Raw genomic sequence first — 24,611 nt, forward strand, 5'->3', positions numbered from 1 at the left:
CAGTACGGCCCCGGCCCGCCGGGTCGCGACGGTGCCGGGGCCGGGTTCATGGGTTCCTCGCCCGCTGTGCTACCGCATGAGGTGGCCGGGGCCGAAGGCCTGCGGGAGCATCTGGTCGAGGGTGCGGATTCCGTCCGGGGTCTCCAGGACCAGCTCGGGGCCGCCGAACTCGTACAGGAGCTGCCGGCACCGTCCGCACGGCACCAGCACCTCGCCCGCGCCGTCGACGCAGGTGAAGTGGGTGAGCCGGCCGCCGCCACCGAGCTGGAGGGCGGAGACCAGACCGCATTCGGCGCACAGTCCGAGACCGTACGACGCGTTCTCGACATTGCAGCCGGTGACCGTGCGCCCGTCGTCGGCCAGGGCGGCGGCGCCGACCGGATAGTGCGAATACGGCACGTACGCATGGGCCATGGCGGCCCGGGCCGCGGCCCGCAGGGCCTCCCAGTCGACGCCCTCGCCCGGCTCACTCCCGCCGGGCTGTCCGGCGGCGGTCACGTGCCCTGTCCTCTGCGGTAGCGCATGCCATCAGCTTTCGGCATGCGCAGCCGCTGTGCCGACAGGGAGAGCACCAGAAGGGTCACGACATAGGGGGTGGCGCCGACGAAGTCCTCGGGCACGGTGTCCGTGAGGAGGTACCAGACCAGGATGAGGAGGGCGACGACCGCACTGGCGGCGGCCTGGACGACCGCCTTGCGGTAGGCCTTCCAGACGGCGAGCAGCACCAGCAGGACGACGAGCAGGAGCAGCAGCGCGTGCACGGTCTCACCGCCGTTGCGGAGCTGGAGCGCGTCGGAGAAGCCGAACAGTCCGGCGCCCATTGCGAGTCCGCCGGGCCGCCAGTTGCCGAAGATCATCGCGGCGAGGCCGATATAGCCGCGCCCGCCGGTCTGCCCCTCCAGATAGATGTGGGAGGGGACGGTGGCGAGGAAGGCGCCGCCGAGCCCGGCCAGACCGCCGGAGACGGCGACGGCCGCGTACTTGTGGGCGTACACGTTGACGCCGAGTGACTCGGCCGCGACCGGGTTCTCGCCGCAGGAGCGCAGCCGCAGCCCGAACGCCGTCCGCCACAGCAGCCACCAGCTCCCGACGAAGAGGAGGACGGCGAAAACGGTCAGCACCGAGACATTGGTGACGAGACCGCCGAGGATGCCCGCGAGGTCCGAGACCAGGAACCAGTGACGGTCGGCCAGCGAGGTCAGCCCGTCCGAGAGCCCGGGAACGGTGACATCGGGGATGGAGTCGACCGGTGGCGACTGCTTGGGGTTGCCGCCCTTGGTCAGCGCCTCGCCGGAGTTGAAGAAGACCTTGGCGAGATACTGGGTGACCCCGAGGGCCAGCAGGTTGATGGCCACACCGGAGACGATGTGGTCGACGCCGAAGGTGACGGTCACGACCGCGTGCAGCAGTCCGCCGAGGACCCCGAAGGCGACACCGGCGAGCAGCCCGAGCCAGGGGCTGGTCTGCCAGCCGATCCAGCCGGCTCCGAAGGTGCCGAGGATCATCATGCCTTCGAGGCCGATGTTGACCACGCCGGCCCGCTCGGACCAGAGCCCGGCGAGCCCGGCCAGCCCGATGGGCACGGCGAGGCCGAGGGAGGCGCTGATCTGGCCGGTCGAGGTGAGCTGGTCGGCGCCGGTGAGTATCCGTACGGCGGAGAGCAGGATCAGCGCGCCCGCGACGATCAGCAGGATCCGTGCCAGGCTCAGCTTGCGGCGTACGGGCCTGGCGCCCGGGGCCTTCGGCGCGGCCGGAGGCGGCGTGGCGGTCGTCCTCGACGGGGTGGTCATCGCGCCACCTCCAGCTTCTCGGTCGTGGCGGCTCCGGCGGCCTGGGCGGCGAGTTCGGCGCCGACCCGCTGCTGCTGGCGCCGGAGGCCGTAGCGGCGTACGAGTTCGTAGGCGATGACGACGCACAGGACGATGACGCCCTGGACCACGCCGAGGATCTCCTTGTCGTAGCCGATCACTTCAAGGTGGTTGGTGGTGCGCTCCAGGAAGCCCCAGAGGAGGGCGGCGAGGGCGATGCCGACCGGGTTGTTGCGGCCGAGGAGCGCGATCGCGATCCCGGTGAAGCCGATGCCCAGCGGGAAGTCGTTGCTGTACATGTGGCTCTCGTTGAGCAGCGTCGGCATCCCGATCAGTCCGGCCATGCCGCCCGACAGGATCATGCTGGTGACGACCATCTTCTTGACGCTGACCCCGCTCGCGGCGGCGGCCGACTCGGACTGGCCGACGGCGCGCAGGTCGAAGCCGAAACGGGTGCGGCCGAGGACGAACCAGTAGGCGAGACCGGCCAGTACGGCGACGAGGAGGAAGCCCCACAGCAGTCCGGCCGGGCCCATGTCGATGGTGAAGAACCACGACGACTCGGGCAGCGGCTTGGTGGAGACCAGGGTGCCCGCCTCGTCGAGCTGCCCGAGCCGCTCGGGCTGGATCAGATAGCCGATGATCGCGGTGGCGATGGAGTTCAGCATGATCGTCGAGATGACCTCGCTGACCCCCCGGGAGGTCTTGAGGACACCGGCGATCCCGGCCCACATCGCGCCGACCAGCATCGCGACAACGATGACCAGCGGGATCTGGACGATGCCCGGCAGATCGAGCGTGCCGCCGACGACCGCGGCGAAGAAGGCCGCGATGCGGTACTGGCCGTCGACCCCGATGTTGAAGAGGTTCATCCGGAAGCCGATGGCGACCGCGACGCCCGCGAGGTAGTACGTGGTCGCCTTGTTGAGGATGTAGACCTGGCTGTCGCTGGCGGAGCCGTACGACAGCATGTCGCTGAACGCCTCGAAGGGGTTCTTGCCGGTGGCGGCGATGACCAGCGCGGTGACGACCAGCGCGGCGACCACGGCCAGGACGGGCGCGGCGACCGCGAGGAGCAGCCGCTCCTTGTCGATCCGGGAAGTGAGCTTGTTCATCGGTCCTCTCCCCCGGCTCCGGTGCCTGAGGTGCTTGAGGCGGGGGCGTCCGGGGCGTCCGGGGCCTCCAGATGGCCGGTGGCGGCGCCCGTCATCGCGGAGCCCAGTTCCTCGGGGGTGATGGTGGCGGGGTCGGCGTCGGCGACCAGCCGGCCCCGGTACATCACCCGCAGGGTGTCGGACAGGCCGATCAGCTCGTCCAGGTCGGCGGAGATCAGCAGGACCGCGAGGCCGCCGCGGCGCGCCTCCCTGATCTGGTCCCAGATCTGCGCCTGCGCGCCGACGTCCACGCCCCGGGTGGGGTGCGCGGCGATCAGCAGCTTGGGGCTGTGGCTCATCTCGCGGCCGACGATCAGCTTCTGCTGGTTGCCGCCGGAGAGCGAGGCCGCGGTGACCTCGATCCCGGGGGTGCGTACGTCGTACTCGCGCACGATCCGCTCGGTGTCGAGCCGGGCCGCCGCCGCGTCGATCAGTCCGCGCCGGGAGTTGGGGCGCTCGGTGACATGGCCGAGGATGCGGTTCTCCCAGAGGGGCGCCTCCAGCAGCAGTCCGTGCCGGTGGCGGTCCTCGGGGATGTAGCCGATGCCGCTCTCGCGCCGCCGGCGGGTGGGCGCGTGCGAGATGTCGGTGGTGTCGAGGGTGATGACCCCGCCGTCGGGGTCGCGCATGCCCATGATCGCCTCGACGAGTTCGGCCTGCCCGTTGCCCTCGACGCCCGCGATGCCCAGGACCTCGCCCCGGTGGATGGTGAAGTCGATGCCGGCGAGGACCTCCCGTACGACACCGTCGGTGTCGGTGGCGGTCAGCCGCAGATCCCGGACCGTCAGGGCGGGGGTGCCGGTGACCGTCGACTCGCGGGTCTCCGGGGAGGGCAGCTCGCTGCCGACCATCAGCTCGGCGAGCTGGCGGGAGGTGGTGGTGCGCGGGTCCGCGGTGCCCACGGTCGTACCGCGGCGTATGACGGTGATCTCGTCCGCGACCGACAGCACCTCGCCCAGCTTGTGGGAGATGAAGATGACGGTCAGGCCCTCGGACTTCAGCTCGCGCAGATTGTCGAAGAGCGCCTCGACCTCCTGCGGCACGAGGACCGCGGTGGGCTCGTCGAGGATCAGGGTGCGCGCGCCCCGGTAGAGGACCTTGAGGATCTCCACCCGCTGCCGGTCGGCGACGCCGAGTTCCTCGACGAGGACATCGGGCCGTACGCCGAGGCCGTACGCGTCCGAGATCTCCTGGATCTTCGCGCGGGCGCGGGAGCCGATGCCGTGGAGCTTCTCGCCGCCGAGGACGACGTTCTCCAGGACGGTGAGGTTGTCGGCGAGCATGAAGTGCTGGTGCACCATGCCGATGCCGCGCGCGATGGCGTCCGCGGGGCTGCCGAAGGTGACCTGGTCACCGTCGACGGTGATGGTTCCCTCGTCGGGCTTCTGCATCCCGTAGAGGATCTTCATCAGGGTCGACTTGCCGGCGCCGTTCTCGCCGCAGAGGGCGTGCACCGTACCTCTGCGCACGGTGATGTCGATATCGCTGTTGGCGACGACGCCTGGGAAGCGTTTGGTGATGCCGCGCAATTCGACGGCGGGAGGGCTGGACGCGTTGATGGCGCACTCTCCTCGGAGGAAGGAGCGATAGGGCGGGGCGGGGGGCTTGGCTTGCGTGACGCTAGCGCGCCAACTCCTGCCTACGCGCGTAGAGTTGACACATTGTTATGGCCCGGGGAGAGGAAGCGGATGCCTCCCCCCGGGCCCTGCGCTCAGTCGGCGGCGGGAACCGGAACGGCCCGGGACCGGGGGCCGCGGCAGGTCATGGACCGGGTCACGGGGTGGTCTTGACCGTGATCGCGCCGTCGACGATCTTCTGCCTGGCGGCATCGATCTTCGGCTGGATGTCGGTGATGAAACCACCGCTCGTGGCGAGCGAGACACCGTTCTTGGCGAGCGAGTAGCTGTTGGTGCCGAGCAGCGGCTTCTTGTCGTCGACCGACTTGATCAGCTCGTAGACGCCGACATCGACGTTCTTGACGACCGAGGTCAGGATCGAGTCCTTGTACTTGGCGAGCGACGCCTGGTTGTACTGGTCGGAGTCGACGCCGATCGCCCAGGCGCCCTTGGTGCCGCTGACGGCCTCGATGGCGCCGGAGCCGGAGGAGCCGGCGGCCGTGTAGATCACATCGGCGCCCTTGTCGAGCATGCCCTGAGCCGCGGCCTTGCCCTTGTCGGGGCTGGCGAAACCGGAGGTGTCCGAGCCGTGCGAGAGGTACTGGACATCGACCTTCAGGCTCTTGTCGGTGTCCTTGACGCCCTGGACGAAGCCCGCCTCGAACTTCTTGATCAGCGGGACGTCCACACCGCCTATGAAGCCGACGTGCTTCTTCTGGGTCTTCAGCGCGGCGGCGACACCGGCGAGGTACGAGCCCTGCTCCTCGGTGAAGACGATGTTGTCGACGTTCTTCGCGTCCACGACGGAGTCGACGATGCCGAAGGTGGTGTCGGGGAACTTGACCGCCACCTGCTTCATCGAGTTGGAGTACGCGTAGCCGATGCCGACGACCGGGTTGTAGCCGGCCTGGGCGAGCTGGGTGAGGCGCTCGACGCGGTCGGCCTCGGTGTCGGTGGTCTTGGCGGTCAGTTCCTTGAGTTCGCCGCCGAACTCCGCCTTGGCCTTGTCCGCACCGCGCGCGGCGGAGTCGTTGAAGGAGTGATCACCACGGCCGCCCACGTCGTAGGCGATACCGACCTTGACGCCGGTGGCGGCGGAAGCGGAGCTCTTGTCGTTCTCCTTGGCCTTGTCGGCCGAAGTGCTGCCACACGCGGTGGCAGTCAGAGCGAGCGCGGCGGAGGCGAGGCTCGCCGCAGCAATCTTGGTTACCCGGCGCAAGAGGATGGTCCCTTCGACCTGACCGAAGCGCCTCTTCCGGCGCTGGTTTCGCGGCGATCGTAACGCGCGTAGATGTCAGATAAAGACCTGTACGGAAGCCGTTATCGGATCGTCGCGAACGGGAGGTGAAGAGAGGTCTTCATGGCCGGTTACAAACGGTTTCCGTCGGGGTTTCCATCGATCAGAGCGGCCGCCGTGAACAGCTCCACCCCGACCTCGATCGCCTGCTCGTCGACATCGAAATCGCCACGATGCAGGTCGTACCGGGCCTGGCTGCCGGGCGTACGGACACCGAGCCGGGCCATCGCGCCCGGCACATGCTCCAGGTACCAGGAGAAGTCCTCGCCGCCGAGGCTCTGCTCGGTGTCCTCGATCGCATACGATCCGCGGCGCGCGGTCTGGGCGGCGCGCAGCAGCTCCGTGATCACCGGGTCGTTGACGACCGGCGGCACCCCGCGGACGTAGTTGATCTGGGTCTTGGCGTGGTGGAGTGTCGCGATCTCGTCGATCGCGGCATGGACCAGGTCCGGGGCCTCGCGCCAGGCGGGCAGGTCCAGGCAGCGGACGGTGCCGGAGAGTTCGGCGTGCTGCGGGATCACATTGCAGGCGTGGCCGGCCTCGATACGGCCCCAGGTGACGGCGAGGCCCGAGCGGGCGTCGACGCGGCGGGCCAGCAGGGCGGGGACCTCGGTGGCGACCTTGGCGACGGCGGTGACCATGTCGGTGGTCAGATGCGGGCGCGCGGTGTGGCCGCCGGGGCCGTCGAGGGTGATTTCGAGCCGGTCGCAGGCCGAGGTGATGGGCCCGTGGCGCAGCCCGATCAGCCCGGCGTCGACCCGGGGGTCGCAGTGGACCGCGATGATCCGGCCGACTCCGTCGAGCACCCCGTCCGCGATGGCGTCGGCGGCGCCGCCTGGCAGCACCTCTTCCGCGGGCTGGAAGATCAGGCGTACGGCGTTGGGGAGCAGCCCCTGCCGGTCCAGCCCGGCCAGGACGAGACCGGCGCCGAGGACGGCGGCGGTGTGGACGTCATGGCCGCAGGCGTGCGCGCGGTCGGGCACGGTGGAGCGGTACGGGACACCGGTCTTGGTGTCCGGGATCGGCAGGGCGTCGATATCGGCGCGGAGCGCCAGCATGGGCCTCGTACCGTCCCAGGTGCCGATGTCGCAGACCAGCCCGGTCCCGGTGCCGAGCACCCGGGGCGCGAGCCCGGCCGCCTCCAGCCGGTGCTTCAGCGCGGCGGTGGTACGGAACTCCTGATTGCCCAGCTCGGGATGCATGTGCATGTCCCGCCGGAACGCGACCAGCTCCGCACGCAGCCCCTCGGGCAGCGCCCCCGGCAGCGCCGCCGCGCCGGGCTCCCCGGGCAGGTCGGCGTCTGCGGGCTGATCGGTCTGGGTCTCGCGGGACATCAACTGGCTCACCTGTTGAAGACTAGGCCCCTTCAGGGATCAACGAAGCCACGATCCGCAAAATTTCAGCCACCGGAGCGAAGAAACCCGGCGTGGGAGTGCATGGCTGAGCGAGACAGCGGGTATACCCGCCCGATTTGTTCGGCCGGATTGTTCGGGCCGGACCCGGGAGACGGCCCCGCCACCGCCGTCGCACCGCTCTCGGGGAGAAACGCGGTGGGCGTTGTCAGTGGTCGTCCCTACGATGATCCGTACCTTCCCAGTCCAGCCCGGCGGCGGGCACCACAGGTGTGCCGTCGGGGTCAGGGCCGGGGCCATCGCGATTCGTGAGGGGGGGACCCCGCGATCGCCCGACCCGCGCCAGCGGCCGCCCGTCCGGAGCCGTGAGGCCGCCTTCGAGACCCATGAACCTTCACTCGCCCGTGCCGTCCGTACCGTCCGCGCCCTCGGTCAACACCTTCCAGGTGGATCTGCGGGGCCTTGTCGACCTGCTCTCGCACCACCTCTACTCCAGCCCGCGCGTCTATGTGCGCGAGCTCCTCCAGAACGCGGTGGACGCCGTCACCGCGCGTCTCGCCCATGATCCGGCCGCACCCACCCGTATCCGTCTCACCGCCACCGGCGACGCCGTCGTCATGGAGGACACCGGGATCGGACTGACCTCCGACGAGGTGCACACGCTGCTCGCCACCATCGGCCGCAGCTCGAAACGCGACAGCCTGGAGAACGCCCGGCAGGAGTTTCTCGGCCAGTTCGGCATCGGACTGCTCGCCTGCTTCGTCGTCGCCCGGCAGATCCGGGTCGTGTCGCGGTCCGCGCGTACGCCCGACGCACCGCCCGTCGAGTGGCTGGCGAGCGACGACGGCTCGTACACCGTACGGACGCTCCCGCACGACGCGCGCCCCGAGCCCGGTACGACCGTCCGGCTGGAGCCCAGGCCCGGCGCCGAGGAGTGGGCCGAGCCGCGGCGCGTCGCCGAACTGGCCGCGGACTTCGGCTCGCTGCTCACCCACGAGGTCACCTTCACCGGCCCCGATGTCACCGACCGGCCGCTGACCGAGCGGCCCGCCGTCTGGGACCGCTCGTATCCGACGCCCACCGCGCGCCGGGTCGCGCTCGCCGGGCACTGCTCGCGTGTCTTCGGGTTCAGCCCGCTGGACTCGATCGACCTGGACCTGCCGGTAGCGGGGGTGCGGGGCGTCGCGTACGTACTGCCCGACGCCACCAGCCCCGCCCAGCGCGCCGCCCACCGGGTCTATCTCAAGGGCATGCTGCTCACCAGCCGGGCCGACAATCTGCTGCCGGACTGGGCGTTCTTCGTCCGGGTCGTCCTCGACACGGACACGCTGCGCCCGACCGCGTCGCGGGAGAATCTGTACGACGACGAGACGCTCGCGGCCGTACGGGAAGCGCTGGGCGCCCGTATCCGTGAGTGGCTGGCCGAACTGGCGGCGGGCGATCCCGACCGGCTGGCGGCGTTCCTCGGCGTGCACCATCTGGGTGTGAAGTCCATGGCCCGGCACGACGCGGAGCTGTTCTCGCTGATGCTGCCGTGGCTGCCCTTCGAGACCAGCGACGGCCGCGTCACCCTCGACGAGTTCATCCGCGCGCACCCCGAGGTGCATTTCACCCGTACGGTGGAGGAGTTCCGCCAGGTCTCGCCCATCGCCGCAGCTCACGGCCTTGGCATCGTCAACGGCGGATACACCTACGACGCCGATCTGATCGCGCTGCTCCCGGGGATCAGGGACGGCGTCACCATCAGCGAGCTGGACGCGGGAGCCGTCACCGCGCATCTCGATCCGGTCGAGCCCCGGCAGGAGCTGGCGCTGGCCTCGTTCCTGGCCACCGCGCGGACCCGGCTCGACGCGCTCGGCTGCGATGTGGCGCTGCGTGCCTTCCAGCCCGTGACCGTACCCGCGCTGTTCCTCGACGACCGCGCGGCCCGTCACGAGCGGGACCGCGCCGCGGCGGAGGAGAGCGCCGACACGCTGTGGAGCGACATCCTCGGGGCGCTGCGCGGCTCCGCCCCGCGAGCCAGGCTGGTGCTCAATCACAACAACCCGCTGGTGCGGCGGATCGCGGCGATCAGCGATGCCGAACTGGCCGGGACGGCGGTCGAGTCGCTGTACGGACAGGCGCTGCTGATGGCGCAGCGCCCGCTGCGCCCGGCGGACACGTCGCTGCTCAACCGGGCGTTCCTGGGGCTTCTGGAATGGGCAACGCATCCGCTGGCCGGGGATCCGGTGACGGGTGCCTCGGTGGCCGGGCAGTCAGCGGCCGGGCGGCCGACCGGCACCGAGAACGGAACAGCGGGCGGCGCAGCGGACACCAACGACGCCGGCAACGACGCCGAGGAGGACGACAAGTGACCACCGACTACTCGCCCGAGGACATCCGCCGGGCCCTGTGGGAGAACCAGTCGGCGCCCAACGGCCCCCTGCGCAACGCACGCGGCGAGGAACTCGTCGCGGCGGCGGAGTCCACGGGGGACCGCGATCTGCTCCGTACGGCACTGTTCGGCCTGATCAAGGCGTACGAGTACAGCACCGAGCGCGGCAAGATGCTGGTGCCGTTCGCCCGGCTGCTCCAGGAGTGGGACCAGGACCCGTCCGTCTTCGACGGCGGTGACACGCACACGTTCCACTGGATGTTCAAGTGGGTCAGCTCGGGGATGCTGACGCTGCCCGAGATCCCGCTCGCGACGATCGAGCGGTGGCTCGCCGAGATGGAGCGCCGGTACCGGACGGCGGGCTTCACCGAACGGGCCGTACGGCAGGCCGAGTTCGAGCTCGCCGAGGTCACGGGCGACACCGGGCGCAGCGAGCGCGCGTTCGAGGCGTGGACCGCCGCGGAGCGCGACCGGATGGCCAACTGCCATGCCTGCGAGCTGAACGACCAGGGCACGTACTGGATGGACCGGGGGCAGGACGACAAGGCGCTGGCCATCTGGGAGCCGGTCCTCGCGGACCGCTCGCAGTGCGCCGAGGAGCCGCACCGGGTGCTCGCCCTGTCGCTGCTGCCGCTGGTGCGTACGGGCAGGCTGGAGGAGGCGCGCGCCAACCACCTCCGGGGCTACCGCATGGCGCGCGGGAACGAGAGCCTGCTGTCGTCCATCGGACGGCACATCGAGTTCTGCGCGCTGACCGGCAACGAGGGCCGCGGCCTCGAACTGCTCGCCGAGCACTCCCCGCATCTGTCGTCCGAGGGCAACGCGTACTCGCGGCTGGCGCTGTTCACCGGCGCGCTCACGCTGCTGCGGCGGCTGCTGGCGCTGGGCCTGGACGAGCAGCCGGCGGTGCCGATGGCGGGGCAGGGGCGTACGGTGCGCGAACTGCACGACCTGCTGGACGCCGAGGCCGCGTCGATCGCGGCGCGGTTCGACGCACGCAACGGCAGTGAAGTCGTGTCGGGGAGACTGAGGCGCAGGCTGGAGTGCCCGCCGCTGGTGGACAGGCTGCCGCTGGGGGTACGGGCGGCATCGCTGTCCGGGGCGTCGGTCCCGGGGGCGTCGGCTTCGGCGGCTTCGCTTTCCGCGGCTGCCGGGGCTGTTGCCCGGCGGGCGGCCGAGGCTGGGGCGGGTGCTGGGACGGGCGCTGCGGCAGATGCCGTACGGACGGTGTCCGAGCTGGCCGCCGAGGCGCGCGAACTGCGCGGCCAGGGGCACCCGGGCGCGCCGGCCGCATGGGACCGGATCGAGTCCCGGCTCGCGCGTGACGGCGCGGAGCCCGACCCGCTGCTCGCCGCCGACCTGCTGGAGCGCCGGGCGATGCGGGCGGTACGGGGGGACGGTGCGGGCGGTGCGGGCGGCGCAGGCGGTACGGGTGGTACGGGCATTTCGGCCGGCGCGGGCGAGAAGGCGGTCCGTGAGCTGTTCGAAGAGGTCGTCGCCGCGTACCGGGCCGTCGGCGAGCCCAGCCGCGCCGCGCTCAACGAACTGCGCGTCGCCTACGCGGCGACGCAGGCGGGCGCGCCGCCCGAGGAGATCCGGGCGCTGCTGGCGACGGCCGACGCGTCGGCGCGGGGCCTGGCGCCCACGGATCCGACGAGGCGACGGCGGATCGCGACGGTCGCGCTGAGCACGGTGCGGCTCGGCCCGACGCTGCGCCACCCGCACGAAGGGCACGAGGAGCACGGCGAGAACCACGACGGGAGCGGGGGCGAGGAACACGCAGACGCCCATGACTTCGCGCGGGTGGACGCCGAACTGGCGGCTTTCGTCGAGGAGTTCGGCGCCGCGTGTGCGGACGAGGCCGGTGGCGGGCCGGGCGGCCCGGAGAGTCCGACCCCTGAGCCGGGCGGCCCGGAGAGTCCGACCCCTGAGCCGGGCGGCCCGGGAGGTCCGGGTGACCTGGCCGATCTCGGCGATCTGGGCGATCTGGTCGCCGAGGCCGAGGTCCTGCGTGCCGATTGCGCGTGGCAGAGGGGCGACGCCGATCAGGCGGACGCGATGTTCGTATCGGCCGTGCGGCACAGCGTCGGCGCGGGCCGCCCGTGGGACGCGGCCGAACCGCTCGCCCGGCGGGCCCGGCTGCTGCTCGCGCTGGGCCGCCCGCAGGAGGCCGAGGCCGCAGCACGCGAAGCGCTGGAGCACGGCGCGGAGCTGGTGGCGGCGGACGAACTGGGCCGTCTGCGGCTGACGTTGGCGGATGTCCTGTACGGCCGGCACGGCAAGGAGGCCGAGGCCGCCGAGTACGCGCTCGAAGCGGCGCACTGGTTCGACGCGGCCGGCGAGTCGGCGGGCGCGGGGGCGTACGCACGGCTGCTCCTGGCCCAGGCGTACGGCGAGTCCGGACGCCATGCCGAGGCGGCGGAAGTGCTGGAGTCCGCGCTCCCCGACCTGCTGGAACACGGCGAGGAGCAGGCGGCGCGGGCCCGTGAGGTGCTCGGCCGGAATCTGCGCGCGCTCGGCGACCGGCGGGCCGCGGCGGAGCAGTATCTGCTCGCCGCCGAGGTGGCCCGCGGCTGGGACGACATACATCCGCAGGCACACCTGGCGACACTCGCGGCCGAGTGCCTGTCGGAAGCTGGCCTGGGCGACGAGGCGGCAGCCGCGTATCAGCGGGCCATCGAGCTGTGGCGGAACCTGGGCGCCCCGGGCGCCACCGCGCGCGCCGTGCGCTCCCTGGCCTGGCTGAAGGAGGACGCGGGTGACCACGACACGGCGAAGGAGCTGATGGCGGAGGCGCTGGCGGCCGTCGAGGGCGAGGGCGACGAACTCCTGCTGGAGCGGGCGCGTACGTGGTCGCAGACGGGCGAGCTGCTGCTGAACGGCTTGTACGACAACGACTACGGCAACGAGGCCGAGGACGAGGAGGCCGACGAGCCCTCGGAAGCCGATGCCGTCCGCGTGCGCGAAGAGGCACTGCGACTGCTGGAGCAGGCGGGCTCGGCGTTCGCCGCACTCGGCACCGCCGTCCTGGACGAACGGGTCCGCTGCACCGTACGCATGGCCTGGACGGAACAGGAGATGGACCGCAACCCCAGCGCCACCGCCCGCGTGCGGGCCCTGATCGACGAGCTGTCCGTACTGGACACGGACGAGGCGCGCACGCTGGTGCCGCGTCTGGAGCAGACGCTCAAGCAACTCACCGCGTAGGACCAACCCCTGGCACACCCCCGCGTCGGACCACGGCCACGCGGGGGTGTGCCATAGGAGCCGCCTTGCCCGCGCATCATGACATCGCCGCCGAGACCGAGCTGTGGGACGCCTTTGCCGGTTCCGCCTTCAAGGACGACGCCGAGCCGGGCTTTCACTGGACCCAGTACGCCGGGCACGGTCCTGGTCCTGAGTTGCTCGGTGAGCCGCGGTCCGTGCTGGAGATCGGTTGCGGTACCGGGCGGGCCCTCGCGTATCTCGCTCAGCGCGGCATCGACGCTCATGGGGTCGACCTGTCCCCCGTCATGGTCAAGAAGACCACCGAGAAGTGGGCCGGAACCGGCGCGACGTTCGTGTGCGCCGAGGTCCTGGAGTACCTCGGCGCACACGACGCGCTGTACGACGCCGTCTACTCCGTCTTCGGAGCCGCCTGGTTCGCCGATCCGGGGCGGCTCTTTCCGCTTGTGCGGCGGAGGCTGCGGCCCGGTGGGGTGTTCGTGTTCTCGCAGCCGCCGGCCATCCCCGGCGCGTACGGGCCGCAGGGGATGTACAAGGGTGGCTTCGCTGGCAAGGCGATGTTCACCTACCGCTACAGCTACCGGCCTGCCGTGTGGGAGCGGCTGCTCATTCGGGCCGGGTTCGCCACGGCCGACGCACGTGTCCTTGACGCGCCTCAGCCAGGGCACATCGGGACGCTCCTGGTCCGCGCGGTCGCCCCGTAAGGGTCAAGAGGATCATGTGCGAGGAGAGTCGTTGTCCGCGGTGTTCTCGGCAGGGCGGTCGCGTACTCCAGGGGCCTCGGGCCGGCGGCCGAGGCCGGTGAGGAGGTCGGCCCGGAGTTGAAGGACGGCGTGGAGCTGGGCGCCGAACAGCGCGGGCTCCGTGGTGACGAGCTTGCGGTAGATCGCTTCTGCTTCTTGTGTCGCGGTGAGGGCTTCGGCCTGCCGCCCGGCCTCCGTCAACTGGTTGCCGAGGCTGGACAGCGACGCGGCCAGAGCAGGTTCGAAAGCGGCCGCGTCGCCCGCGGCCAGGCGCCGCCGGATGCCCACCGCTTCCTCTTGCGCGGATAGGGCGTCGGCCGGCCGCCCCGCGTCGGAGAGCTGATTACCGAGGTTGGTCAATGAGCGTGCGAGATCGGGTTCGAAGGCAGCCGGGTCGCCCGCGGCCAGACGCCGCCGGATGCCCACCGCTTCCTGTGTGGCGGCGAGAGCCTCGGCCGACCGCCCTGTCTCGAAGAACCGGTTGCCGAGGTTGGACACCGATGCGGCGAGGGCGGGTTCGAAAGCGGCCGGGTTACCCGTGGCCAGACGCCGCCAGAGCTCGACCGCCTCCCCCTGTACGGCGACGGCCTCGGCCGACCGCTCCGCCGCCGCGAGATCGGAACCGAGGTTGCTCAGGGCGCGGGCGAGGTCAGGTTCGTGGGCGGCCGGGTCGACGGCGGCCAGACGCCGGTATGTCGTCGTCGCCTCTTCTGTCGCGACGAGGGCTTCGGCCTGCCGCCCGGCCTCGGTCAGCTGGTTGCCGAGGTTGGACAGCGAGGCGGCGAGTGTGGGTTCGAAAGCGGCCGGGTCACTCGCGGTCAGACGCCGCCAGAGCTCGACCGCCTCCTCCTGGACGGCGACGGCCTCGGCGCGCTGCCCCGCCGCCGCCAGGTCCACGCCGAAGTTCGTCAGCGAGGCGGCGAGGTCGCGTTCATGAGCGGCCGGATCGGCGACTGCCAGACGCCGCCGGATCTCCACCGCTTCCTGTGTGGCGGCGAGCGCCTCGGACCGCCGTCCCGCGTCCGACAACAGATTGCCGAGGTTCGACAGCGACGCGGCGAGGACCGGTTCGAAAGCGGCCGGGTCGCCCGAGGCCGACCGGCGTTCGGCGCGGATGAGGAAGGTCGTGAGGTGGAGGGCGAGAGAGGTGACGATGTGTGAGGGGTAGGGAAGTGCGGCGACCGCGGATCGCACGGCGTCGTAATCGGGATCGCCGGCGTTCAGGGCGGTTTGCAGTGCTCGGAGGACGCGGGCGCTGTCGTCGGACCGGTGAGCGTTGTAGTGACCGATGCCGGCACGGGAGAGAACGGTGATGATCTGGGCCTGTTGCCGGGGAGCGGCCGCTGTGATCAGGGCGGGCAGGGGAACATGGCCCTGGCCGACGGCGCGGGAGGCGTGGTACTCAGCGATGCGGTCGGGCTGGAGGGAGCCCCAGTAGCCGTCGGGTTCGGACGGGTAGAGCCCCTTCACCCATGCTCCGGTGAAGGCCACCTTGCCGGCGGGCAGGTCCGGGAGTGCGCCCAGGACAGCGGCGGCTTCGTCCTGGGTGGCCGCACCGCACAGTGCGGCGATCGCGACGGCCGCGCCCAGGGTCGGGGTGGGCAGGTCCTGGAGTCTGAAGGCGGGTGCTTTGGCGGACTCCTCCCAGAAGTGCCTCTCATGGATCAGCAGGATGTCCTCGGGCAGGGCGCCGGGGCTGATGGCCGCGGGTGCGGGGCCGTGCTGGAGGAGAGCGACCAGGGCGGTCATCTGCAGGGTGAGCGCGTTGTCGTAGCGGGGGTGGCCCAGGTCGTCGGGAGGCCGCAGTTCCGCGGCCGGCCCTGTCCAGTCGTGGACGGGCACGGTCGGCACCTGAGGCAGCAGGTGCGCCAGATCGGCGGCGGCGCGGGTGAACGCCTCGGCGCGCTCCCCGGCCGGGCGGGTGACGGGAATGAGCGGGGTCAGTTCGGTGACCGGCGCGGTGGCGAGCAGGACGCTGACGGCATGGGCGGCGCCGACCGCGTCGGTGCGCCACTCGCCGTCGGAGCGGGCGAGCAGCAGCAGCCTGACGCGGTGGCGGACCCGGTGCAGAGCCCCGATCACAGCGCGCAGCAGCCGGGGGCGGGTTTCGGCGTAGTCGACAACGATCAGCAGAGGCATTCCGGCGGTGGCCAGAACCGAGAAGTCGGTCTGCGCCGCCTTGTCGTCGTTGAGGTCGGAGCGCAGATGCCCCGTGGCCCACCCTTCGCGTCCGAGCAGGTGGGCCAGGCGCCGGCTGAGGCGGGTCTTGCCCTGTCCTCCGGGCCCTGTCACCACGCGCACGGCAAAGGAGGGCGGGCCCGTCCCGCACCAGGCGCGCAGGTCGGTGAGTTCGCTGTCGCGGCCGTGGAAGGCGACGGCTTCGGTGTCGGCACGCAGGAGAGCGGCCGGTGAGTGGAGGCCGCGTTCGGGCGCGGCCGGGGAGAGCAGGTGGGCCGGTTCCGCGGGTTCCAGGACGGGTTCCCAGCCGGTGTGCAGGTTGATGAGCGCGCGGAAGGTGTCGTCGGCGAGAAGGCCGGCGGTGCGGGTGGCGGTCAGGCGGGCCCCGCTGGTGGCATGTTCGTCGTAACGGACCACCCCCAGCAGCAGGTCCTCGCCGATGCCGTCGCCGGTCAGGACCGCCGCTCCCGATATGCCCGACCAGCCGCTGGCGCCGCTCGCGGCCTGCGAACCGGGGACGGGGTCGGTGCTGGAGATCTCGTAGCGTTCCGCGAGGTCCCCGGTGCCCGGGACGATGTGGCCGATGAGCTGTTCGTCCACGCGTCTGCCGCCGCGGGGCTCCTTCCGCATGCGGGGGAAACCGATGAGGGTCACCGAGTGGGGACGGGTGCCGATGAGGTGTCCGAACCGCTGCGGCGGCCGGGCCATGAGGTCACTGAAGGATTCCGGGACCGGCCAGCGGCGGTCGCCGTCGTCGTCCGCGACCTCGATGAGCGCGGCATCGATCACCGGGTCCTCACGCCGCCAGACGACGGCCGCGGGGAACTCCTGCCCGCCGGCATCAGGGCGGGAGACGGTGATCGCGTCCCGCCCCGATCCGGCCATGCCGTCCAGTACGTGCGCGGCGGTCAGTACCAGACGAGGAGCGATCAGGTAACCGGAGCCGAATCCCCGCTTGTCCGTTCCTTCCAGGCGTACCCGGATCTGCACCCGCCGGTCGAACTCCACGCCGGTCTCCCCCCGCTTCCTCGTTCACATCCCGCGGCGTATCGCACGGCCCGGTGCTACTCGACGTCGCGGACCTCGCTCCGGCGGCCGTCGGGCCCGTGCGGGGTCAGCCTCATGGTGATGGTGTGGGTCGACTTGCCGCTGTTCTCCTTCTTGCCGCCCAGGCTGATCACGCTCCACCGGAGGCCGCCGTCGACGGCTTTCGTGCTCGTGAGTTCCAGGCCGAGCTGGAGCGTGACCTCCTCCACCGTGAACAGCACTCCCTTGTGCGCGGCGTCACCTCCGGTCGCGCCGTCGGTACCGGGGGGCCTGTTGATCCGGTCCTGGGCCTCGGCGATCTGCTCCCGCAGCAGCGTGACCGCGTCCGCCAGGTCCATCCACCGCCCGTCAGGACCGTTCGCGTCGGGCATGCCCCTCCCCCTTCCTCCCGGCCCTGCGTCCGGGACGCACACGGTTCCTTCTCCTCAACCGGGCAGGACAAACCGGGCCGGGCCGGCCGGACTTCGTGCCCGGTTCGGGCCGGCACGGTCCCGGGCGGTCCTTTCCCGGGTGGAGCGCGAGGCCGTGCCGGCGCTGAACAGCCTGGACGCGTGAGCCGTGCTCATCGCAAGGTGAGCGTCGTCTCGGATTCGACTCGGGACAGCTTCTCCGGGTTGCGGACGTAGTAGAGGCCGGTGATACGGGCGGCCTCGACGCGGATCGCCATGACGCCGTCGATCTCGCCGTCCAGGCGTACGACGAGTGCCGGGTTGCCGTTGACCACGGTGAGGTCGCTGCTGAGCCGGCCCGCGAACTTGCCGCTGCCGCCGAGGATGAAGCGGCCCGCCTTCTGGGCGCCGATGACCGGCCGCAGCGCGGCCTGCTTGACGCCGCCGCCGTCGCCCACCAGAACCACCTCCGGAGCGAGCACGTCGAGGAGGCCCTGAAGGTCCCCGGTTTCGAACGCGCGCCGGAACGACTCCAGCACCGCCCTGGTCTCGCTGGAGGAGACCACCTCGCGCGGGCGGCGGGCGTCGACATGCCGGCGGGCGCGATGCGCGATCTGGCGTACGGCCGCCGGGCTCTTGTCGACGGCGGCCGCGATCTCGTCGTAACCGACATCGAAGACCTCGCGCAGCACGAAGACGGCACGCTCCGTCGGCGACAGCGTCTCAAGGACGAGCATCAGCGCCATCGACACGCTCTCGGCGAGCTCGACGTCCTCGGCCACGTCCGGCGCGGTGAGCAGCGGTTCGGGCAGCCAGGGGCCGACATACGCCTCCTTGCGGCGCTTCATCGCGCGCAGCCGGTTGAGCGACTGCCGGGTCGTGATCCGGACCAGATAGGCACGCTGGTCCCGGACCTGCGACAGGTCGACCTCGGCCCACCGCAGCCAGGTCTCCTGGAGGACGTCCTCGGCGTCGGCCGCCGATCCGAGCATCTCGTACGCGACGGTGAAGAGCAGGTTGCGGTGGGCGATGAATGTCTCGGTCGCCGGGTCGGTGGCGTGGGCGCTCATGTCTCGGTCCCTCTCCTTCGCGGCGGGCGGTCCTGGCTGCCGGATGCCGATGCCGTCAGGCGGTGGCCGGCGCCTCGTCGCGCCTGGTCTCCAGCGACTGCCGGCGCTTGGGACCTCCCGATACGCGGTGCAGGCTGTACGAACCGGGCTTGCGCGCCTCGTCGGCCAGATACTTGACGGTGCCCTTGCACACGAACTCCTTGAGCTTCGCTGCGGGGCGGCCGTCGATGTGGAAGCGCGTCGCGATGTCGTCCCTGCGGGCGAGCTGGACGATACCGGCGCGCCGGCCCAGGCTGAGGCACTGGCCGACGAGCAGTTCGTTGAGCGGCGAGGGCCGCTCACCCGCGATCCGGCTGAGCACCGTGTCCGCGGCCCGCGCGCCCAGCGGTATCGCGGCCTGGCAGCTCATCCGCAGCGGCAGGCCCGACGGTGCCGCCGAGTCGCCCGCCGCGACGATGCGCGTGTCGTCCACGCTGGTCAGCGTCTCGTCCGTGAGCAGCCGGCCCAGGGCGTCGGTGCTGAGCCCGCTGCGGGCGGCCAGGTCCGGTACGCCGAACCCGGCGGTCCAGATGGTCACCGCGCTCGGCAGCTCGCGCCCGCCGCCGAGCCGCACGGCATCACGCGTCACCGCCGTGACCTTTGTGCCTGGGCCGTCGAGCACGGTCACTCCGAGCCTGGCCAGCCGCCTGGCCACCGAGCGCCGTCCCCGCGGGTGCAGATACGGGCCGAGCGCTCCGCCGCAGACGAGGGTCACGCTACGGCCCAGCTCCGCCAGTTCGGCGGCGGTCTCGATACCGGTCGGACCGGCTCCGACAACCGTCACCGGGGCCGTGGCGGGCGCGGCTTCGACGAGCGGCCGCAGCCGCTGCGCCTCCTCCAGACCGGCGATCGGGTGGGCGAACTCGGCCGCTCCGGGCACCCGCGGGTCGGCGCTGCCGCTGCCCACCGCGTAGAGCAGATGGTCGTAGCCGACCGTGCCGCCCGACGCCAGCGCCACACCGCGCCCGGCCGCGTCGATCCGGGTCACGGTGTCGACCAGCAGCCGGACGCGCTCGCCCAGGATTTCCCGGTAGTCGACGACAGCGTCGTCGGACCCGCCCACCAGTTGGTGCAGACGGATCCGCTGGACGAAGCTCCGGCGCGGGTTGATCAGGGTCACGGTCACGTCGTCGCGCCGCGTCAGCCGATTGGCCGCCATGACGCCGGCGTATCCGCCGCCGATCACGACCACCTCGGTGTTCTCGGTCATGGTCTCTCCTCCGTTTCCAGGGGTTCGACCTCTAGACACCGCGTGACCGGCCGCTGTGACAGCGTGTGAGTCAGATCACTCCATGGGGGCCAGTCAGCCCTACGCCGGTGAAGCCGTCGTCGGCAGTCTGTGCACGTCCTTCGCGGTCGTCGTCACTCCCGACAGGAAGCCCTGCGCCCGCGGTGACGCCGAGGACTTGAGCCACTCCGGGGCGATGTCGCAGACCGCGACGCGTACGCCCGTACCCGCGAGGGCCAGGGGGAGGGTGTGGACGACCGTGGAGGGGAAGCTCAGGATCGTGCTGCCGACCGGGCCCCGGCGGGCGATCAGCTCCAGGGGAAGGTCGGGGCGGACGATCTCCAGGCCGGTGGCCAGGTGGAGGCGGTGGAGTTTGTCCGCGGACTCACGGCGGTGGGCGAAGTAGCGGGCCGCCTTGTGGGTACGGGCGAGGGCGGTGACCGCCTCGATGTACTGGTCCGCGTCGACCACGCCCGTCTCGACCAGCGAGGTGCCGACCATGTCCGCGCCCTCGTGCACCCGGGGCGGACCGAAGGTGGCCCTGGTCCACTCGAAGGTGTTGCGGGTGACGGTGATCCCGGCCGGTATGTCCTCGACGGGCATCGAGGTGAAGACCTCCACCGGCCGGGCCTCGGACGGCGTCAGCCGGCGCCGCGCGGCGGCGGTGACCGGCGCGAGGACCAGCTCGCGCGGCCCGCGGGAGCCGCCGCGCCGGTGCCAGCGCACCAGCCGCTCGCCGCGGGCGATCTGCCCGATGAACTCCATGGTCGCGGTGCCGTCGTCCACGACCGTCAGTTCCTTGGTGCCGACCAGGGTCAGCAGGAGCTGTACGTAGCGGGAGAACGGATCGCCTATGACGATCCGGCCCGCCCGGCGCAGCAGCGGCGCCAGCTCCCGTACGGTCCGCAGGGGCGCCCCCGCACCACCGCGCGCGTCCTGCCAGCGCACGGTGAAGCCCTCGTCCCGGGCCAGCTCCGCCATCCGCCGGAGCTGGCCGCGCGACATGGGATCGGTGGGCGAGAGCACGACGACGGTGAGCGCGTCGACCGCGTCACCCGCCGCACTCGCGCGGGCCCACTCCAGCACATTGAGCAACTGGACCGGGCTCTCCACGAAAGCGATCGCACGAGGGTGCGGGGGCGGCCCCCGCTGGGACCGGTCATGGGTGTCAGACCGCCGGGGACTCGGCTGCGGCCTCGGCGACGACGCCCGCCACGCGACGGAGCTTCTTCATGGGGCCGAGCTCCGACTCGTACACCTTCTTGACACCGTCACCGAGGGACGCCTCGATGGTGCGGATGTCGCGGACCAGGCGCTGGAGGCCCTGCGGCTCGACCGAGGCGGCCTGGTCCGAGCCCCACATGGCGCGGTCGAGGGTGATGTGGCGCTCGACGAAGGTGGCGCCGAGGGCGACGGCGGCGAGGGTGGTCTGGAGACCGGTCTCGTGGCCGCTGTAGCCGATCGGCACGTTCGGGTACTCGGCCTGGAGCGTGTTGATCACGCGCAGGTTGAGCTCCTCGGCCTTGGCCGGGTACGTCGAGGTTGCGTGGCAGAGCAGGATGTTGTCGCTGCCCAGGACCTCGACCGCGTGCCGGATCTGCTTCGGCGTCGACATGCCGGTGGAGAGGATGACCGTACGGCCCGTGGCGCGCAGCGCGCGGAGCAGCTCGTCGTCGGTCAGGGAGGCGGAGGCCACCTTGTGGGCCGGCAGGTCGAACTTCTCCAGGAAGGCGACGGCCTCGGTGTCCCACGGGGAGGCGAACCAGTCGATACCGCGCTTCTTGCAGTGCTCGTCGATGGCGCGGTACTCGTCCTCGCCGAACTCGACGCGGTGGCGGTAGTCGATGTACGTCATCCGGCCCCAGGGGGTGTCGCGCTCGATGTCCCACTGGTCGCGCGGGGTGCAGATCTCCGGGGTGCGCTTCTGGAACTTGACCGCGTCACAGCCCGCCTCGGCGGCCACATCGATCAGGGCGATGGCGTTGTCCAGCTCGCCGTTGTGGTTGATGCCGATCTCACCCGTGACATAGACGGGCTGGCCGGGGCCGGCGGTCCGCTTCCCGAAGGTCCGCAGGCGCGAGGTGGCGTCGGTGCTCATGGGTGGGTCCTTACTTGTTGAGGGTGTTCATGTGGGGGGTCTGGAGACCCGGACCGAGGAGCCAGGCGGCGATCTCACGGATCGCCCCTTCGCCGCCGGGGGTCGTGGTGACGGCACGCGCGCAGGCGCGCACGGCGTCATGGGCGCTCGCGACGGCCACCGGCCAGCCGACGAGGCCGAAGCACGGGAGATCGTTGACGTCGTTGCCGACGTACAGCACCCGCTCGGGGGCGATCCCGTGCTCGTCGCACCACTGCTTGAGTGCGAGGTCCTTGCGGTCGATGCCGTGGAGCACCGGCACCTGGAGCTTGCGGGCCCGTGCGGCGACGACCGGGTTCTGCTCGGTGGAGAGGATGAGCAGCTCAAGACCGGAGCGGCGCAGCGCGGCGATGCCGAGCCCGTCGCCGCGGTGGACGGTGACGGTCTCGCGGCCCTCCGAGTCGATCATCACTTTGTCGTCGGTCTGGGTCCCGTCGAAGTCGAGGACGACGGCGTCGACGTCCTCGTACGTGGGCAGGACGGCCGGGTCGAGCAGCGGCGCGAGGGCACGGGCGCGGGCCAGGTCGTGCGGATCGTCGATCTCCAGCACCCGGGCGGCGTCGGTCTTGACGAGCGCGGTACGGCCGAAGAAGCGGTGGTTGGCGGCGCGGAAGCCGTCGGCGCGCATCGCGTAGGCGGCGCCGGTCTCCAGATATTCCTGGGGACGGTCCTGACGGCGCGGCCGGTTCGCCTTGTCGTGGTTGACGCCGTAGCCGCCGGAGGCTCCGGCGTCGGCGCTGCCCGCGCTGTCCTCGCGCCAGATGAAGCCGTGGGTGGGCGCGACGGTCAGCGCGCTGTCGGCGCCGTCCTCGGTGACCGCGCCCGCGACACCGTCGAGGTCCTCGGCCGTGATGAACGGGCTGGTGCACTGGACGAGCAGCACGACGTCGGCGGCCACGCCGCGCATCGCGGCGTACGCGTCCATGGCGTGCAGGACCGCGGCCTCGCTGGTCGCGGTGTCGCCGGCGATGGCCGCGGGGCGCAGGACGACCTCGGCTCCGGCGTTGCGTGCCGCCTCGGCGATGGCGGCGTCGTCGGTCGACACGACGACATCGGTGACGCGCCGGGCGGCGAGGCTGGCGCGTACGGCGCGGACGACGAGGGGAACGCCGCCGACGGGGGCGAGGTTCTTCGCGGGTACGCCTTTGGATCCGCCGCGTGCGGGAATCACCGCGAGGACGGTCATCTGTACTCCTTGGTCCGCGGGGAATGCCTCCGCGGCGGGTTGCTCTGCGGCTCGTGCTTCTTGCGGTGCCTGTGGTGCGGCTCGTGCGGGCTCTGCGGCCCGGTGCTGTGCGGCTCGTGCGGGCTGTGCCTGTGGTTGTGCGGGGTCCTGCCGGCCGTGCGGTGCGGAGCCGTGCCCTGGCTCCGCGGGGTCCTGCTGTTCCGCGGCCCGTGGCCGCCCGGTCCTGTGCGGGGTGGCGCCGGGGTTCACAGGTCGCCCATGCGCCGGATGACGGGGGCCACCCGCTGTACGCCGTGCCGGTACGCGCCGCGCGCCGCGCCCCGTACCGCCTCGCGCACCACACGGCGGACCGAGCCGCTGCCGCCCGACGCGGCCTTCGCGGCCGACGGCAGCGGAGTGCCGTCCGCGGCCAGGTGGTAGCGGGCGAGGAGCCCCGGCAGATAGCCGGGCGCGGTGGTGGCGGTGTAGTACGGATCGAGGGGCGGCAGCACCGGCCCGTCCAGCAGCTTCGCGACCCGCTTGCGCGCCTGGTCGAAGGACGAGGAGTACGAGCCGTCCGCCGCGACGCCCTGCCGGTCCGCCCAGACGGCGTCGGCCTTCGGGCGTCCGCCGCCGTCGAGCTGGTCCCAGGAGGCGAGGCAGCCGGAGCCGATGAAGTGGTGGTTGCCGAGCGGCTCGCGCACCCCGAGGTCGGTGAGGATCGCGGTGGGGATGCGCCGGTGCAGTGCTTCCAGGGCCGCGGTCGAGGAGACCGTGACCAGCAGGTCCGTACGGTCCAGGACCTCGCCCATGTTCCCGTACACCAGCTTGAAGTTGGGCGGCAGACCGCCCGGCACCTTCTCGGCGAGCCGCTGGTAGGGGAACTCCTCCACATGTGTGGTGTGCTCACCGATCTTGCTGCGCAGCTTCAGCAGGACCTCGCGGCGCGGATGCAGCCGCGCGTGCTCGACGAGGCGCTTCAGCAGATACGCGCGGTCCGCGCGGTTCGCCGGTACGGACGGCTGGGCGGCGAAGACGACGGTGTCGCGGCCCTCCTCGGGCACATAGCGCTCACCGCCGAGGAACGGCAGGGCGGCCTCGGTGACCGAGGAGGCGTCGGCGCCCACGCCCTCGTACACGGCGCGGAAGCGCTGGCCGTCGTAGCGGGAGTTCGCCAGGACGATGTCCGCGCCGTGCCGCAGCAGCAGACCGTCCGAGAGCTTCTCGTAGACCACGCCCACATAGCCGGTGACGATGGCCGGCCGGTCTTCGAGGTCCAGCGCGGCGATACCGTGCAGCATCGCCTGGACTGCGCCGCCGACCAGCGCGAGCACGACCAGGTCGTACTCCTGCTCGCGCAGCGTCTGGAGGAAGGCGGTGCCGGTCACCTCACGTGTCTCGGCCTCCGCACCGACCTCGGCGAGCTGCCGGGCGGTGGGCGTGGCTCGGCCGCGCAGCAGATAGCCGCTCAGCTCTATGGAGCGGCCTTCCGGTGTGATGCGGCGCGCGGTGAGCGCACCCCACTTCCACCGGGTGTCGGAGTCGGCGAGCACTGCGACCCGGACCGCTTCGTTGGTACGTGATGGCACGACGAGGACGTTAGAAAGAGTTTCCGTTTGTCCGCCGAACTCAATGGCAATAAAGGGTTAACAGCAGATCTACGGATGGCGACGAAGCCCGGGGAACAGCCGGGAAGCAGCCACAGAACGGCCAAAAGCCGACGGGTTCACCATTCCGCCATGCTTCGTTCACCCGCCATGCGTCCGGATGTCAGAACGAATGACGTGCC

Annotated in this window: 17 protein-coding genes; 3 read left to right on the top strand and 14 right to left on the bottom strand. The window is 71.5% G+C overall.

Translation table 11 applies throughout. The features are described 5' to 3' along the window. Positions 1-69: 69 nt before the first annotated feature. The 6 genes from KQY30_RS13150 to KQY30_RS13175 form a co-directional block, all read right to left on the bottom strand. The gene (locus tag KQY30_RS13150) at positions 70-498 is read right to left on the bottom strand and encodes a cytidine deaminase (protein WP_217306990.1); all 429 of its coding nucleotides are present in this window, start codon (positions 496-498) and stop codon (positions 70-72) included. Continuing rightward, positions 495-1,790: an ABC transporter permease gene (locus KQY30_RS13155; RefSeq protein ID WP_217306991.1), complete on the bottom strand. Its 1,296-nt coding sequence runs from the start codon at positions 1,788-1,790 to the stop codon at positions 495-497. The genes KQY30_RS13150 and KQY30_RS13155 overlap by 4 nt, the downstream gene beginning before the upstream one ends. Next, a complete protein-coding gene (locus KQY30_RS13160) occupies positions 1,787-2,923 on the bottom strand; it encodes an ABC transporter permease (RefSeq protein ID WP_217306992.1) in 1,137 nt (378 codons plus the stop codon). The genes KQY30_RS13155 and KQY30_RS13160 overlap by 4 nt, the downstream gene beginning before the upstream one ends. After that, on the bottom strand, positions 2,920-4,491 hold the full coding sequence (locus KQY30_RS13165; RefSeq protein WP_217306993.1) for an ABC transporter ATP-binding protein: 1,572 nt from the start codon (positions 4,489-4,491) through the stop codon (positions 2,920-2,922). The genes KQY30_RS13160 and KQY30_RS13165 overlap by 4 nt, the downstream gene beginning before the upstream one ends. Before the next feature lie 244 nt (positions 4,492-4,735). Then, positions 4,736-5,797, bottom strand: a complete 1,062-nt coding sequence (locus tag KQY30_RS13170; protein WP_217306994.1) for a BMP family protein — start codon at positions 5,795-5,797, stop codon at positions 4,736-4,738. Positions 5,798-5,946: 149 nt separating this feature from the next. Beyond that, positions 5,947-7,209, bottom strand: coding sequence for an amidohydrolase (locus tag KQY30_RS13175; RefSeq protein WP_217311024.1), 1,263 nt, complete (start codon positions 7,207-7,209; stop codon positions 5,947-5,949). Positions 7,210-7,613: 404 nt separating this feature from the next. Between KQY30_RS13175 and KQY30_RS13180 the strand changes: the two genes are divergently transcribed. The 3 genes from KQY30_RS13180 to KQY30_RS13190 all read left to right on the top strand — a co-directional run bounded on the left by KQY30_RS13180 (position 7,614) and on the right by KQY30_RS13190 (position 13,530). Further along, positions 7,614-9,581 (top strand): HSP90 family protein, encoded by a 1,968-nt coding sequence (locus KQY30_RS13180; protein ID WP_217306995.1) that lies wholly within the window; start codon positions 7,614-7,616, stop codon positions 9,579-9,581. Beyond that, entirely contained in the window at positions 9,578-12,808 is a 3,231-nt protein-coding gene (locus KQY30_RS13185) for a tetratricopeptide repeat protein (protein ID WP_217306996.1), read from the top strand. The genes KQY30_RS13180 and KQY30_RS13185 overlap by 4 nt, the downstream gene beginning before the upstream one ends. A gap of 65 nt (positions 12,809-12,873) precedes the next feature. Further along, the gene (locus KQY30_RS13190) at positions 12,874-13,530 is read left to right on the top strand and encodes a bifunctional 2-polyprenyl-6-hydroxyphenol methylase/3-demethylubiquinol 3-O-methyltransferase UbiG (protein WP_217306997.1); all 657 of its coding nucleotides are present in this window, start codon (positions 12,874-12,876) and stop codon (positions 13,528-13,530) included. A gap of 12 nt (positions 13,531-13,542) precedes the next feature. Here the strand turns inward: KQY30_RS13190 and KQY30_RS13195 are convergent, their stop codons facing one another. From KQY30_RS13195 to KQY30_RS13230, 8 genes are all read right to left on the bottom strand, one after another. Further along, entirely contained in the window at positions 13,543-16,755 is a 3,213-nt protein-coding gene (locus tag KQY30_RS13195; RefSeq protein WP_217306998.1) for a tetratricopeptide repeat-containing serine protease family protein, read from the bottom strand. A 56-nt stretch (positions 16,756-16,811) separates the two neighbouring features. Further along, positions 16,812-17,165, bottom strand: a complete 354-nt coding sequence (locus KQY30_RS13200) for a trypco2 family protein (RefSeq protein WP_217306999.1) — start codon at positions 17,163-17,165, stop codon at positions 16,812-16,814. Positions 17,166-17,356: 191 nt separating this feature from the next. After that, a complete protein-coding gene (locus KQY30_RS13205; RefSeq protein WP_217307000.1) occupies positions 17,357-18,253 on the bottom strand; it encodes an RNA polymerase sigma-70 factor in 897 nt (298 codons plus the stop codon). Positions 18,254-18,308: 55 nt separating this feature from the next. Beyond that, positions 18,309-19,502: an NAD(P)/FAD-dependent oxidoreductase gene (locus KQY30_RS13210; protein WP_217307001.1), complete on the bottom strand. Its 1,194-nt coding sequence runs from the start codon at positions 19,500-19,502 to the stop codon at positions 18,309-18,311. A 99-nt stretch (positions 19,503-19,601) separates the two neighbouring features. Further along, positions 19,602-20,642, bottom strand: a complete 1,041-nt coding sequence (locus KQY30_RS13215; RefSeq protein WP_217311025.1) for a hypothetical protein — start codon at positions 20,640-20,642, stop codon at positions 19,602-19,604. A 46-nt stretch (positions 20,643-20,688) separates the two neighbouring features. Next, on the bottom strand, positions 20,689-21,618 hold the full coding sequence (locus KQY30_RS13220; RefSeq protein ID WP_217307002.1) for an N-acetylneuraminate synthase family protein: 930 nt from the start codon (positions 21,616-21,618) through the stop codon (positions 20,689-20,691). A 10-nt stretch (positions 21,619-21,628) separates the two neighbouring features. Further along, positions 21,629-22,843 (bottom strand): acylneuraminate cytidylyltransferase, encoded by a 1,215-nt coding sequence (locus KQY30_RS13225; protein ID WP_217307003.1) that lies wholly within the window; start codon positions 22,841-22,843, stop codon positions 21,629-21,631. Positions 22,844-23,088: 245 nt separating this feature from the next. Beyond that, positions 23,089-24,411: a DUF6716 putative glycosyltransferase gene (locus KQY30_RS13230; RefSeq protein ID WP_046506730.1), complete on the bottom strand. Its 1,323-nt coding sequence runs from the start codon at positions 24,409-24,411 to the stop codon at positions 23,089-23,091. Between the last annotated feature and the right edge of the window lie 200 nt (positions 24,412-24,611).

This window comes from Streptomyces sp. GMY02 (assembly GCF_019056675.1).
In the GTDB taxonomy this organism is placed as follows: Bacteria; Actinomycetota; Actinomycetes; order Streptomycetales; family Streptomycetaceae; genus Streptomyces; species Streptomyces odonnellii.